General features: G+C 71.9%; 14 protein-coding genes. 11 read left to right on the forward strand and 3 right to left on the reverse strand.

The window, feature by feature from the left end:
• Positions 1 to 30: 30 nt before the first annotated feature.
• The 3 genes from ACVNF4_RS24175 to ACVNF4_RS24185 all read left to right on the forward strand — a co-directional run bounded on the left by ACVNF4_RS24175 (position 31) and on the right by ACVNF4_RS24185 (position 2,911).
• Positions 31 to 1,008: a pseudouridine synthase gene (locus ACVNF4_RS24175; RefSeq protein ID WP_461804986.1), complete on the forward strand. Its 978-nt coding sequence runs from the start codon at positions 31 to 33 to the stop codon at positions 1,006 to 1,008.
• Positions 1,009 to 1,169: 161 nt separating this feature from the next.
• Entirely contained in the window at positions 1,170 to 1,892 is a 723-nt protein-coding gene (locus ACVNF4_RS24180) for an NUDIX hydrolase (protein ID WP_461804975.1), read from the forward strand.
• The gene (locus ACVNF4_RS24185; RefSeq protein ID WP_461804976.1) at positions 1,889 to 2,911 is read left to right on the forward strand and encodes an ADP-ribosylglycohydrolase family protein; all 1,023 of its coding nucleotides are present in this window, start codon (positions 1,889 to 1,891) and stop codon (positions 2,909 to 2,911) included. The genes ACVNF4_RS24180 and ACVNF4_RS24185 overlap by 4 nt, the downstream gene beginning before the upstream one ends.
• A gap of 45 nt (positions 2,912 to 2,956) precedes the next feature.
• Here ACVNF4_RS24185 and ACVNF4_RS24190 read toward each other — a convergent pair whose 3' ends face one another.
• Positions 2,957 to 3,376 (reverse strand): Rieske (2Fe-2S) protein, encoded by a 420-nt coding sequence (locus ACVNF4_RS24190; RefSeq protein WP_461804977.1) that lies wholly within the window; start codon positions 3,374 to 3,376, stop codon positions 2,957 to 2,959.
• Positions 3,377 to 3,636: 260 nt separating this feature from the next.
• Between ACVNF4_RS24190 and ACVNF4_RS24195 the strand changes: the two genes are divergently transcribed.
• The 4 genes from ACVNF4_RS24195 to der all read left to right on the forward strand — a co-directional run bounded on the left by ACVNF4_RS24195 (position 3,637) and on the right by der (position 7,727).
• Positions 3,637 to 4,722, forward strand: coding sequence for a prephenate dehydrogenase (locus ACVNF4_RS24195; protein ID WP_461804978.1), 1,086 nt, complete (start codon positions 3,637 to 3,639; stop codon positions 4,720 to 4,722).
• Between the two features lie 108 nt (positions 4,723 to 4,830).
• Entirely contained in the window at positions 4,831 to 5,520 is a 690-nt protein-coding gene (cmk, locus tag ACVNF4_RS24200; protein ID WP_461804979.1) for a (d)CMP kinase, read from the forward strand.
• An 86-nt stretch (positions 5,521 to 5,606) separates the two neighbouring features.
• A complete protein-coding gene (locus ACVNF4_RS24205) occupies positions 5,607 to 6,194 on the forward strand; it encodes a lysophospholipid acyltransferase family protein (protein ID WP_461804987.1) in 588 nt (195 codons plus the stop codon).
• A gap of 72 nt (positions 6,195 to 6,266) precedes the next feature.
• Entirely contained in the window at positions 6,267 to 7,727 is a 1,461-nt protein-coding gene (gene der, locus ACVNF4_RS24210) for a ribosome biogenesis GTPase Der (protein WP_461804988.1), read from the forward strand.
• A 69-nt stretch (positions 7,728 to 7,796) separates the two neighbouring features.
• Here the strand turns inward: der and ACVNF4_RS24215 are convergent, their stop codons facing one another.
• Both ACVNF4_RS24215 and ACVNF4_RS24220 read right to left on the reverse strand, forming a co-directional pair.
• A complete protein-coding gene (locus ACVNF4_RS24215) occupies positions 7,797 to 8,207 on the reverse strand; it encodes a hypothetical protein (protein ID WP_461804980.1) in 411 nt (136 codons plus the stop codon).
• A 62-nt stretch (positions 8,208 to 8,269) separates the two neighbouring features.
• Positions 8,270 to 9,046 carry a hypothetical protein gene (locus ACVNF4_RS24220; RefSeq protein WP_461804981.1) on the reverse strand — a complete coding sequence of 259 codons (777 nt, stop codon included), beginning with the start codon at positions 9,044 to 9,046 and terminating at the stop codon, positions 8,270 to 8,272.
• Positions 9,047 to 9,557: 511 nt separating this feature from the next.
• On the opposite strand from ACVNF4_RS24220, the gene ACVNF4_RS24225 reads away from it, so the two are divergent.
• The 4 genes from ACVNF4_RS24225 to ACVNF4_RS24240 all read left to right on the forward strand — a co-directional run bounded on the left by ACVNF4_RS24225 (position 9,558) and on the right by ACVNF4_RS24240 (position 12,382).
• Positions 9,558 to 10,286: a transglycosylase family protein gene (locus ACVNF4_RS24225; protein WP_461804982.1), complete on the forward strand. Its 729-nt coding sequence runs from the start codon at positions 9,558 to 9,560 to the stop codon at positions 10,284 to 10,286.
• Positions 10,287 to 10,399: 113 nt separating this feature from the next.
• Positions 10,400 to 11,005, forward strand: coding sequence for a LysM peptidoglycan-binding domain-containing protein (locus ACVNF4_RS24230; protein ID WP_461804983.1), 606 nt, complete (start codon positions 10,400 to 10,402; stop codon positions 11,003 to 11,005).
• Between the two features lie 107 nt (positions 11,006 to 11,112).
• On the forward strand, positions 11,113 to 11,610 hold the full coding sequence (locus tag ACVNF4_RS24235; protein ID WP_461804984.1) for a hypothetical protein: 498 nt from the start codon (positions 11,113 to 11,115) through the stop codon (positions 11,608 to 11,610).
• A gap of 556 nt (positions 11,611 to 12,166) precedes the next feature.
• The gene (locus ACVNF4_RS24240; protein ID WP_461804985.1) at positions 12,167 to 12,382 is read left to right on the forward strand and encodes an I78 family peptidase inhibitor; all 216 of its coding nucleotides are present in this window, start codon (positions 12,167 to 12,169) and stop codon (positions 12,380 to 12,382) included.
• Positions 12,383 to 12,527 lie beyond the last annotated feature (145 nt).

The following is a 12,527-nucleotide window of genomic DNA, read 5'->3' on the forward strand; positions in this document are numbered from 1 at the left end:
CCGCTGGCGTACTACGGCGCCCGGTACAACATCGACCTGGACCTGATCACCCGGGGTTCCGGGTTCGGGTACTCCGGCGCCTCCCCGGAGGGCCCCAAGTCCGGGCGTGGCGCGTCCGCGCGCGGGGGAGCGAAGGGCGGCCCGAAGCAGTCCACGGGCAGCGGTCGCGGACGCTGGGCCCCGGCGACCTCGCGCGAGTACGACGCCCGCGCGGAGGAGCGCAACCGGGAGCGGTACGCCGGGAAGAAGGACGTCAAGCTCCCGAAGACGTTCCCGGGTGCCGAGCAGGAGGGCGAGCGGCTCCAGAAGGTGCTGGCGCGCGCGGGCTACGGCTCCCGGCGGGCCTGCGAGGAGCTGATCGAGCAGGCGCGTGTGGAGGTCAACGGCGAGATCGTCCTGGAGCAGGGCAAGCGCGTCGACACCGAGAAGGACGAGGTCCGTGTCGACGGGCTGACGGTCGCGACGCAGTCGTACCAGTTCTTCTCGCTGAACAAGCCGGCCGGTGTCGTCTCCACGATGGAGGACAACGAGGGCCGGCAGTGCCTCGGGGACTACGTCACCAACCGGGAGACGCGGCTGTTCCACGTGGGGCGGCTCGACACCGAGACCGAGGGCGTCATCCTGCTCACCAACCACGGTGAACTGGCGCACCGCCTGACCCACCCCCGGTACGGCGTGAAGAAGGTCTACCTCGCGCACATCGTCGGCCCGATCCCGCGCGACCTGGGCAAGCGGCTCAAGGACGGCATCGAGCTGGAGGACGGGTACGCGCGCGCCGACCACTTCCGGGTCGTCGAGCAGACCGGCAAGAACTACCTGGTCGAGGTGACGCTCCACGAGGGCCGCAAGCACATCGTGCGGCGCATGCTGGCCGAGGCGGGCTTCCCGGTGGACAAGCTGGTGCGGGTCGCGTTCGGCCCGATCACCCTCGGCGACCAGAAGTCGGGGTGGCTGCGGCGGCTGTCGAACACCGAGGTGGGCATGCTGATGCAGGAGGTCGAGCTCTAGAAGGCGGCTGTACGGCTCTGTGGCGGCCGGTCCCGGGCTCTCCGGGGCCGGCCGTCGTCGTGCGCGGGAAAGGGGCTCCTGGGGGCGCTGAGGGGCTTGCGGGGGAGCGGGGACGGGTTTATGGTCGAGGTGACCATAAATCTGGGCGGGCGGGGGCGGGTGTGGACGGCTACGACAAGCACGCGTACGAACCCTTCGCCGTGACCGTCGACCTCGCCGTGTTCACCCTGCGTGCGGGCGCCCTGCACGTCCTGCTCGTCGAACGCGGCCGGGAGCCGTACGCCGGAAAGTGGGCGCTGCCCGGCGGGTTCGTGCTGCCCGAGGAGTCCGCCGAGACCGCCGCCCGGCGCGAACTCGCCGAGGAGACCGGGCTCGGCGAGGCCACCGGGCTGCACCTGGAGCAGCTGCGCACCTACAGCGAGCCCGGCCGCGACCCCCGGATGCGCGTCGTCTCCGTCGCCTTCGCCGCCCTCCTGCCCGACGGGCCCGAACCCCACGGCGGGGGCGACGCCGCGCAGGCGCGCTGGACGCCGTACGACGAGGCCGGGCCGCTCGCCTTCGACCACGCCCGCATCCTGGCGGACGCGCGCGAGCGCGTGGGCGCCAAGTTCGAGTACACCTGCCTCGCCACCGCCTTCTGCCCGCCCGAGTTCACCCTCGGGGAACTCCAGCAGGTCTACGAGACCGTCTGGGGCGCCGGCCTCGACCGGCCCAACTTCCGCCGCAAGGTCCTCGCCACCCCCGGCTTCGTCGAGCCCGCCCCCACCGGGGCCGCCCGGCTCACCGGAGGGCGCGGCAAACCCGCCGCCCTGTACCGCGCGGGGACGGCCACCGCTCTCCACCCGCCGCTCGTCCGGCCCTCCACAGAAGGACGCCCCTCATGAGTTCTACGACCACGGTGCGCAAGCGCGCCGCCACAGGGGCCCTCGTGGGACTCGCCCTGGGAGACGCGCTCGGGTTCCCCACCGAGTTCAACGACGTGCCGCAGATCGAGGCCAAGTGCGGGCCCTGGCGGCAGATGGCGCTGCCCGCGCGGGCGATCGTCTCCGACGACACGCAGATGACGCTGGCGCTCGCGCGGGGGCTGCGGTCCGCGATGGACCGGGGGGTGCTCGGGCCGCTGCGGCTGGAGCGCCCGGTGCGCGAGGAGTTCGTGAACTGGTACCACTCGCCGGAGAACAACCGGGCCCCCGGAGGGACGTGCCTGAGGGCGTGCGAGCTGCTGAACGACCCCGACCGGCTCTGGCAGGACGCCAGCCAGATGGGGTCCAAGGGGTGCGGCGCCAACATGCGGGTCGCGCCGATCGGGCTCGCTCCCGGGCTGAGCGACGAGCAGCGCGCGGGGGCCGCGCAACTCCAGGCCGCCCTGACGCACGGGCACCCGACCGGGCTCACCGCCGCCGACCTCACCGCCCACGCGGTACGGCTCCTCGCGCAGGGCACCCGGCCCGCCGCGCTGATCGGCCACCTGCGCGCGTACGCGCTGGCCAACCGGACCCGCTACCACCAGGCGTGGCTCGGTGACCTGTGGCGGCGCGGTCAGGACCCGGACGCCGGGCACTACATCACGCGCGGGTGGGACGAGTGCCTCGCCGTCCTGGACCGCCTCGAAGCGGCCCTCGTGGAGCCCGACCCGGAAGCCGACCCCTGCCTCGCCACCGGCGCCGGCTGGATCGCCGAGGAGGCCCTCGCCACCGGCCTCCTGTGCTTCCTGCTCTTCCCGGACGAACCGGTGACGGCCCTGCGCCGCGCGGCCTGCTCCTCCGGGGACTCCGACTCCATCGCCTGCCTCACCGGCGCCTTCGCGGGCGCGTACGCGGGTGCGGACGCCTGGCCGAGCGAATGGGCGGACCGGATCGAGTACGGGAGTGAACTGGTGACGCTGGGGGCGCTGTGGGACTGATGCCGGGACTGCTGCCGGAACTGCTGCCGGGACTGATGTGCGGGCTCACACCAGGGTGATCGTGTCGCCCTTCACCGTGATCTCCTTCGCGGGGAGGGGACGGGGGGCCGGGCCGCCCTTCACCGCGCCGTCGGCGATGCTGAACATGCTCTGGTGGCAGGGACAGTGGATGGTGCCGTCGGTGACGGTGGCGACGGTGCAGCCCTGGTGCGTGCAGACGGCGGAGAAGGCCTTGAACTCACCCTTCACGGGCTGGGTGACGACCACCTTCTGATCCGTGAAGATCTTGCCGCCGCCCACCGGGATGTCCGAGGTCTTCGCGAGGTCGGTCGCGCCGGGGGTGCTGCCCGAGGAGGAGCCGCCGTCACCGTCGCCGGAGCCACCACAGGCTGTCGTGAGCGCCACCGCGCTCGTCGTCATCAGGGACGTCAGGAGGACCGTGCGGCGGGTCGCGGGGAGCGTCATGGGCGTCATCCTGGCACCGGAGGGCGGCAACGAGAAGGAAGCGGGACGGAGTGGCACAAAGGTGCCGGACGTCTCAGGGGGCGGGCGGACGAGCCGTTGTCAGTGGGGCTGATTACGCTGGACGGTCCAGAGTGCGGTGGAGCAGCGAGGAGCGGTGGCGTGGCGGTACGAGCGGTCCGGGGGGCCGTCCAGTCGGACGGGGACGACGCCGGGGAGACGGGTCGGCTGGTCTGCGAGCCGCTGGGCACGGAGGTCGCCCGGTGAGGACCGCGCTCGTCATCGGGACCGGGCTGATCGGGACGTCCGTCGCCCTCGCTCTCGTCCAGCGCGGGGTCGTCGTCCACCTCGCGGACCACGATCCGGAGCAGGCGCGGACGGCCGCGGCGCTGGGCGCCGGGACCGACGAGGCGCCGGACGGCCCCGTCGACCTCGCCGTCGTCGCCGCGCCGCCCGCGCATGTCGCCGGGGTCCTCGCGGACGTCATGCGGCGGAAGGCCGCGTACGGCTATCTCGACGTCGCCAGCGTCAAGGGCGGGCCCCGGCGGGAGCTGGAGGGGCTCGGGCTGGACCTCTCGCGGTACCTCGGGACGCATCCCATGTCCGGGCGGGAGAAGTCCGGGCCGCTGGCCGCGTCCGCCGAGCTGTTCGAGGGGCGGCCGTGGGTGCTGACGCCCACGCGCGACACCGACACGGAGGTGTTGAACCTCGCGCTGGAGCTGGTGTCGCACTGCCGGGCCGTGCCGGTCGTCATGGACGCCGACGCGCACGACCGGGCGGTCGCGCTCGTCTCGCACATGCCTCATCTGGTGTCCAGTCTCGTCGCCGCGCGGCTGGAGCATGCCGAGGAGTCGGCCGTGCGGCTGTCCGGCGGGGGGATCCGGGACGTCACGCGGATCGCCGCGTCCGACCCCCGGATGTGGATCGACATCCTGTCCGCGAACCCCGGACCGGTGGCGGAGCTGCTGTCGGACGTCGCCGCGGATCTCGACGAGACCGTGCGGGCGCTGCGAGCGCTGGAGTCCGGGGACGAGGAGAAGCGGCAGATCGGGGCGGCCGGGATCGAGGACGTGCTGCGGCGGGGGAACGCCGGGCAGGTGCGGGTGCCGGGGAAGCACGGGTCCGCGCCTCGGGTGTACGAGGTCGTGGCCGTGCTGATCGACGACCAGCCGGGGCAGCTCGCCCGGATCTTCGCGGACGCCGGGCGGGCGGGGGTCAACGTCGAGGACGTGCGGATCGAGCATGCGACGGGGCAGCAGGCGGGGCTCGTGCAGCTGATGGTCGAGCCGAAGGCCGCGCCACTGCTGTCGGCGGCGCTTCGGGAGCGGGGCTGGTCGGTACGGCAGTAGGTTCTCGCCCGACGCCGGACGGGCTGATGGTGCGCACCCAGTAACCTTGTGCGGGGCGTTCTTGTCGCCCCCTGTCCCCACCACCACGCACCAGGAAGGTGTCTCCCCGTGGAAAACGGCGCCGCCCAGCCCGTGATCGTCGCTATCGACGGTCCCTCCGGCACCGGGAAGTCGAGCACGTCGAAGGCTGTGGCCGGGGAGCTCGGGCTGAGTTTTCTGGACACGGGGGCCCAGTACCGGGCGATCACGTGGTGGATGGTGAACAACGGGATCGACCTCGACGATCCGTCGGCGATCGCGGCTGTGGCCGGGAAGGCGGAGATCGTTTCGGGGACCGACCCGTCCGCGCCGACCATTCATGTCGACGGGGTGGATGTCGCCGGGCCGATCCGGACGCAGGACGTGACGTCCAAGGTCAGCGCGGTGAGCGCGGTGCCCGAGGTACGGGCGCGGATCACCGAGTTGCAGCGGTCCATCGCGGCGGGCGCCGAGAAGGGGATCGTCGTCGAGGGGCGGGACATCGGGACGACGGTGCTGCCGGACGCCGATCTGAAGATCTTCCTCACCGCGTCCGCCGAGGCGCGTGCCGCACGGCGCAGCGGGGAACTGGGGCAGGGCGCCGATGTCGCGGCGACGCGCGAGGCGCTGATCAAGCGGGACGCGGCGGACTCCAGCCGCAAGACCTCGCCGCTCGCGAAGGCGGCCGACGCCGTCGAGGTGGACACCACCGAGCTGACGTTGGCACAGGTCATCGAGTGTGTTGTGAGCCTCGTCGAGGAGAAGCGGGCCGGGAAGTGAGTACCCCTTCCAAGACCGCGCCCGCCAAGGCCGAGGTGCCCTCGGAGAGAGGCGCCGAGGTCGGGCGGCGGATCGGCGTCGGCCTGATGTACGGGCTGTGGAAGCCCCGGGTGCTCGGCGCGTGGCGGGTCCCGGCCAGCGGGCCGGTGATCTTCGCCGTCAACCACTCGCACAACATCGACGGACCGATGGTGATGGGCGTCGCGCCCCGGCCGACGCACTTCCTGATCAAGAAGGAAGCGTTCGTCGGCCCCCTCGACCCCTTCCTCCTGCGCATCGGCCAGCTCAAGGTGGACCGCGAGTCGACCGACCGGAACGCCGTCACGCAGGCCGTCAGTGTCCTGGAGAACGGCGGCGTCCTCGGGATCTTCCCCGAGGGCAGCCGGGGCGAGGGCGACTTCGCGGCGCTGCGCGCGGGCCTCGCCTACTTCGCCGTCCGCGGGAACGCCCCCATCGTCCCCGTGGCCGTCCTGGGAAGTTCCGAGCGGCAGGGACGGTTGCTCAAGGGGCTGCCCCCGCTGCGCTCCCGTGTCGACGTCGTCTTCGGCGACCCCTTCGACGCGAGCGACGGCACCGGCCGCCGCACCCGCAAGGCCCTCGACGAGGCCACCGAACGCATCCAGAAGCAGCTCACCGCGCACCTGGAAAACGCCAAGCGGCTCACCGGACGCTAGGCGACACTTAGTAGTGGATCAGCCCAAACAAGGCGTCCACCGATCACCACGATGAACGAGGTACGGAACTTCATGAACGACGACAACCACTCCGAGTACGAACACGGAGCGCTCGGCGACGCCGAGTACGCGCAGTTCATGGAGCTTGCCGCGGAAGAGGGCTTCGACGTCGAGGACGTCGAAGGGGCCATCGAGGAGGCCGGGCACGGGCCGCTGCCGGTGCTGGCCGTGGTCGGGCGGCCGAACGTCGGCAAGTCGACGCTCGTCAACCGGATCATCGGCCGCCGCGAGGCCGTCGTCGAGGACAAGCCGGGGGTGACCCGCGACCGGGTCACCTACGAGGCCGAGTGGGCCGGGCGGCGCTTCAAGGTCGTCGACACCGGCGGCTGGGAGCAGGACGTCCTCGGGATCGACGCGTCGGTGGCCGCGCAGGCCGAGTACGCGATCGAGGCGGCCGACGCCGTCGTCTTCGTCGTGGACGCCAAGGTCGGCGCGACGGACACCGACGAGGCCGTCGTCCGGCTGCTGCGCAAGGCCGGGAAACCGGTTGTGCTGTGCGCCAACAAGGTGGACGGGCAGAGCGGCGAGGCGGACGCCGCGTACCTGTGGTCGCTGGGCCTCGGGGAGCCGCACCCCGTCTCCGCGCTGCACGGCCGGGGCACCGGCGACATGCTGGACTCCGTCCTGGAGGCGCTCCCGGAGGCGCCGGAGCAGTCCTTCGGCACCGCTGTCGGCGGTCCCCGGCGGATCGCGCTGATCGGCCGCCCGAACGTCGGCAAGTCCTCGCTGCTGAACAAGGTGGCGAACGAGGAGCGCGTCGTCGTCAACGAGATCGCCGGCACCACCCGGGACCCGGTCGACGAGCTGATCGAACTCGGCGGCGTCGTCTGGAAGTTCGTCGACACGGCCGGTATCCGCAAGCGGGTCCACCTCCAGCAGGGCGCCGACTACTACGCCTCGCTGCGCACCGCCGCCGCCGTCGAGAAGGCCGAGGTGGCCGTCATCCTGATCGACGCCGCCGAGTCCATCTCCGTGCAGGACCAGCGGATCGTCACCATGGCCGTCGAGGCCGGGCGTGCCATCGTCGTCGCCTACAACAAGTGGGACACGCTCGACGAGGAGCGGCGTTACTACCTGGAGCGGGAGATCGAGACGGAGCTGGGGCAGGTCGCGTGGGCGCCGCGCGTCAACGTCTCGGCGCGTACCGGGCGGCACATGGAGAAGCTGGTCCCCGCGATCGAGACGGCCCTCGCGGGCTGGGAGACGCGCGTGCCGACCGGGCGGCTGAACGCCTTCCTCGGCGAGCTGGTCTCCGCGCACCCGCACCCGGTCCGCGGCGGCAAGCAGCCCCGCATCCTGTTCGGCACCCAGGCCGGCACCAAGCCGCCGCGCTTCGTGCTCTTCGCGTCCGGCTTCATCGAGGCGGGCTACCGCCGCTTCATCGAGCGCCGCCTGCGCGAGGAGTTCGGCTTCGAGGGCACGCCGATCCATATCTCGGTGCGGGTGCGGGAGAAGCGCGGCAAGAAGAAGTAGAGAACGGTTGCAGCACGAAGGGCGGCTCCCCTCGGTTCGTCGAGAGGGGAGCCGCCCTTTCGTGTGTGCTCAGTACCCCCTGCGCGGCCCCGGAGGCAGCGCCGCCGGGATGTGCTGCATCCCCGAGTACTGGTACGACGGCTGCTGCTGGCCCAGCGTCCCCACGCGCTGCCACTGCCCCTGCTGCCGTGCGCTCTGGGCGCCCGCGCTGTAGGCGCTGTAGGAGCCGCTGTACGACCCCGCGTAGCCCCCGCTGTACCCGCCGCCGTGCTGTCCGGGCCCGCCCCCGAACGCCGTGAACCCCAGCTCCTCCTCCCCGCTCCGGTCGCCCGGCAGCGCCCGGAAGGACTTGACGTACTCGGCGTAGAGCGCGTCGTAGATCGGGGTGGCCGGCTGCGTGTCCTGTCCGGGGCGGGCGGACGGGATCGCGGTGTAGGACGGCGTGTAGGACGGCCACAGGGAGGTGTCGTATGTGTGCACGTAGGACCAAACGACCCGGACGGGCAAGGGATGCGGTGGGAGAGGTGTGAGCGGGGTGAGGCTCAGGTGCCCGCGAGAGGCAGCGCCGCCGCCACCAACTGGCCGTTCGCGGCGGCCTTGTCGAGCGCGTCGCGCAGGAGGTCCTCGCGGGGCTGACGGCCGATGGAACCGACCGGCGCCGCGAACATCAGCACCTGCTGGTGCTTGTTGGCGGCGGCCCGCCAGCCGTCGGTGACCTGGAGCGGCTGGTGCGCCTGCCACCAGGCCGCCGGCTGGGCGCCGTTGGGACCCGGCTGGAGGATCGCGTGCAGTTGGCCGACGGCGAGCAGCACCGACCAGCCGTGCCGCACCGGCGGCACCTCGCCGAGCCCCGCCACCGGCAGGAAACCCTGCTCGATCAGGAGCGGCAGGAAGTCGTCCCCCGGGCCCTGTGAGCCGGGGCGCGCGATCGGGCCGGTCGGCTCGACGACGAGCGCGGGGTGCAACTCCCCGGCGATCAGGACGAGTCCGCTCGTCACCCCGAGGACGGCCTGCTCCGGCCCGGACCTCGCGGGCTCGGCGGCGCTGCCGTTGATGGACCGGACGGCGCCCTGGAGCTGCTCCTCGGTCACCTGGACGACCTGCGAGGGCAGACAGCCGGCGTGGGCGAAGGCGAGGACGGCGGTCTCGTCCCCGATGAACAGGACGGTGCTGGTGCGCTCGCGCTCGGAGTCGCCCGGGGTGCGGCAGGACGTGCAGTCGTAGCTGCCGGGGGCGTTGTCTCCGGTGAGCAGCCGGTCGGCTTCTTCGTCGCCGATCTCGGTGCGTACCTCGTCGCTGACGTCGAGCATGCGCGGCACGGTGGCTCCCTCGGGATGCGGTGCCGGGGTGGGTCCCCGGCTCATTCAGACTCAACGGGCGACCTGTGGTGGGAGTCACGCACCTTCGAGGACTGAACGGGGTTGCCGTACAGGGTCGGTCACTTTGGGCTTCTGTTCGGACACTCACGGTCAAGTAACGGGTGGGTCACGGGCGTTGGCTCCGTGAGGTGACTCACAGGGCGCTCTGGTTCATGGTCGACAAATACCGACATGACGGGATGTCAAGGCCGTTCAATCGAATTTGTTACCTACGGTAACCCTTAACTGGCCTGCGGAAACAGGCAGTTGGTTGCTAACGGCTCGTCAGGGCTCCTAGATTCCTCCGCCGGTGCACCGAGCACCATCCGGGATCCGTACGCCGGCCGCGCTGGGACAGACAGCGCGCCGAAGCATCACGTCGGCGCACGGGGGGCGGAACGCGATATCGACGTCCAGACGTGGATAGCGTCCCGCTCGTCAGGGGGAACCGGGTCCGTAGAGAGGGAACTTCATGTCCGAGTGTGCCGATAACACCCGCCGCGTCCGCACGACCGCTGTCCTCGCGGGGGCAGCGCTTCTCGCCCCCCTCGGTCTGCTGGCCATGAGCGGCAACGCCGCCGCGGCCGACAGCGGGGTGTGGGACCGGATCGCCAAGTGCGAGAGCGGCGGCGACTGGCACATCAACACCGGCAACGGCTACTACGGGGGCTTGCAGTTCTCCGCCTCCACCTGGCGCGCGTACGGCGGCACCGCGTACGCGTCGACGGCCGACCAGGCCTCCAGGGCGCAGCAGATCGCCGTCGCCGCCAAGGTCCAGGCCGGACAGGGCTGGGGGGCCTGGCCCGTGTGCTCGGGGCGGGCCGGGGCCTATGGCAGTGCGCCGGCCGGCTCCGGGGCGGGGAGCGGGGCTTCGGGCTCCGGGTCGTCCGGGTCCGGGTCGGTCAAGAAGTACAAGAGCGACAGCTCGTACAAGAGTGGCGCGGCCAGGAAGAACGGGTCCTCGAACCGGAGCTCGGGCACCTCGGGCACCAACTCGGCGCCGGGGCGCTCCTCGGAGCACGCCGCGCGCGGGACCGTCCGTGCGACGCCGGGGGCGAACTACACCGTCCGCGCGGGGGACACGCTCAGCGCGATCGCCGAGCGGAGCGGCACGACGTGGGGGCGCCTGTACTCGGCCAACAAGGCCGTCATCGGGGGGAACCCCGACCTGATCATGCCCGGGCAGCGGCTGCTCGTCTGAGCCGTCCGCCTGTCCGGGGGCTGGGCCCCATCCGGTGCGCCGACCGGGTGGGGCCCCCGCCGTGTCCGGCACGGCTGGGTGAGGGGCCGGGGGGCGGTGTCTACGGTGACGCGATGGTTCTTGTCGCGTCCTTGCTGGTGGCGTTGCTGCCGTTGACCGCTGTCGGTGCTTCCGTGGGGGCTGCCTCGGGGGCTCCGCCGCCTCCCTCGCCCGGACCCGCGCAGGCGCCCGTGTCGTACGCCTGCGCTCGGGACGGGTGGCCCTGGTCCTGTGTCGCCGAGTGTGAGAGCGGGGGGCGTTGGGACGCGAACACCGGTAACGGGTATTACGGGGGGCTTCAGTTCTGGGCGGCCACCTGGAAGGAGTTCGGCGGGCTCGGGTACGCGCCGCGCGCGGATCTCGCGACGCGGGAGCAGCAGATCGCCGTCGCGCAGGAGGTGTTGGCCGTGCAGGGGTGGGAGGCGTGGCCGGAGTGTTCCGCGCGGTACCGGCTGAAGGGGCGGATGCACACCGTGAAGTCCGGCGACACGCTCTCCGGGATCGCCGCCAAGTACCGGATCAAGGGCGGGTGGCGGGCGTTGTACCGGGCCAACGAGGAGGTCGTGGGGCCGTATCCGGACCGGCTCAACCTCGGCACGCTGCTGGTGCTGCCGGAGGCGGGGGGCCGGGCGGTCCCGCCGGGCGCCTTCGGGCCGCCGCTGCGGGAGGGGCTGACGTAGGTGCCGTTTCGATCTCGCTGTGGGCCAAGTGCCTTTTGCCGGGCGGCCGTTGGCATGCAAGATGCCTTCGAACAGTCAATCGACGTCCACACTTGGTGGTGCATCAGATGGCCCTCCGGAACAGCACCCGGCGCACTGCGGGAGCGGCTGCCGCCGTCGTCCTCCTCCTCGTCCTCTCCGCGTGCGGTGGCGATGACAAGCAGAACCGCGCGACACCGGCCCCGTCCCCGTCGGCGACCCGCCCCACAGCCCCCGCGGACACCGCCGCCGCCGAACAGGCCATCCGCACCGGCTGGACCAAGTTCTTCGACCCCCGGACCACCGGCAAGCAGAGACAGGCCCTCCTGGAGAACGGCCGACTCCTCGCCGGCGCCCTCCAGACCTACAACGCGGACACCGCGGCCCAGGGGAGCATCGAGATCAAGAAGATCACCTTCAACTCGGCGAAGCGGGCCACCGTCACCTACACCCTGGCCGGCGCCCCGAAGGACCGCACCGGCACGTCTGTCGAGCAGGCCGGCATCTGGAAGATCTCCGCCGGGACACTGTGCGGACTCCCGAAGCCGACGAGCGGGCCGACTTCGGCGGGGGCGCCGGTGTGTTGAGGCGGGGGTGACGGGCCCTGTCGGGGACGGGGCGGGGTTCGGGCCGAGGGCGGGTCGGTTGGGTGTGTGGGGTGCCGTGTGAGCGGCGGACTGGTCGGCGTGCGTGCCGGGCCGGTGGGCCGGTTCCGTGTGGGTGGGCCGGGTGCACAGTGCGGGTCGGACCGGGACGCCGGCCGGCCACGTAATCGCGAGCAGCCGCGACGCCTCACCGACGGAGGTGCGGCCCTCTTGCTGTGGCCGTCAGGCCCTGTGCCCTCCGGTCTTCGCCTCTCCGCCTCCGCCGAGGTCGGTGTGAAGTGGGTGTGTATTTCTTATGGGGTGTCAGGTCGGGGCGGGGAATGCGGTGGAGGGTCGGGAAACGAATGCGGGGGCGGGAATTGACGGGATTTCTCGGAGGCGGCGGGGGTTGCAGGAATTGCGTTCGAATATGGCTGGAACCGCTCGTATGTGTGACAGGTACGGGCCGAAACACGGTGCGTGATCCTGTGACTGAAGCGTGACCAGAAGTGGGAACTCGGGGTTCACGCGGGGCGATCGACGGGCCTAGCGTGGCGGTATGGCACCGATTCCCGCTCCCGCAGAGGAGCCCCAGGACAGCCCGGAGGACTACGTCGGACTCGACGCCGTGGACGCCGAAGAGCGGGCCAGGCAACGGGGGTGGTCGTCCGTCAGGACCCTCCCGCCCGGTGCGATCATCACCATGGAGTACCGGGTGGGCCGCCTCAACTTCGAGGTCCGCGAGGGACAGGTGGCCCGCGCCTGGAAGGGCTGAGAGACGGTACGACGACGGCGCCGGCCCCATGTGCGGAACAGGGGGCCGGCGCCGTCGTCGTCAGGAGCCCGGTCGTGCGTACCGTGTGCTCACGTGCCGGGACGCGCCGCCGAGGCCGGTGTCCCGCGCGGCAGGCGGTCGGCGT

This window comes from Streptomyces sp. S6 (assembly GCF_054880855.1).

Coding starts and splice junctions, on each gene's coding strand:
- ACVNF4_RS24185 (WP_461804976.1), top strand. CDS start 1,889: ATGAGTTCTACGACCACGGTGCGCAAGCGCGCCGCCACAGGGGCCCTC.
- ACVNF4_RS24190 (WP_461804977.1), bottom strand. CDS start 3,376: ATGACGCTCCCCGCGACCCGCCGCACGGTCCTCCTGACGTCCCTGATG.
- ACVNF4_RS24205 (WP_461804987.1), top strand. CDS start 5,607: ATGTACGGGCTGTGGAAGCCCCGGGTGCTCGGCGCGTGGCGGGTCCCG.
- der (WP_461804988.1), top strand. CDS start 6,267: ATGAACGACGACAACCACTCCGAGTACGAACACGGAGCGCTCGGCGAC.
- ACVNF4_RS24225 (WP_461804982.1), top strand. CDS start 9,558: ATGTCCGAGTGTGCCGATAACACCCGCCGCGTCCGCACGACCGCTGTC.
- ACVNF4_RS24230 (WP_461804983.1), top strand. CDS start 10,400: ATGGTTCTTGTCGCGTCCTTGCTGGTGGCGTTGCTGCCGTTGACCGCT.
- ACVNF4_RS24235 (WP_461804984.1), top strand. CDS start 11,113: ATGGCCCTCCGGAACAGCACCCGGCGCACTGCGGGAGCGGCTGCCGCC.
- ACVNF4_RS24240 (WP_461804985.1), top strand. CDS start 12,167: ATGGCACCGATTCCCGCTCCCGCAGAGGAGCCCCAGGACAGCCCGGAG.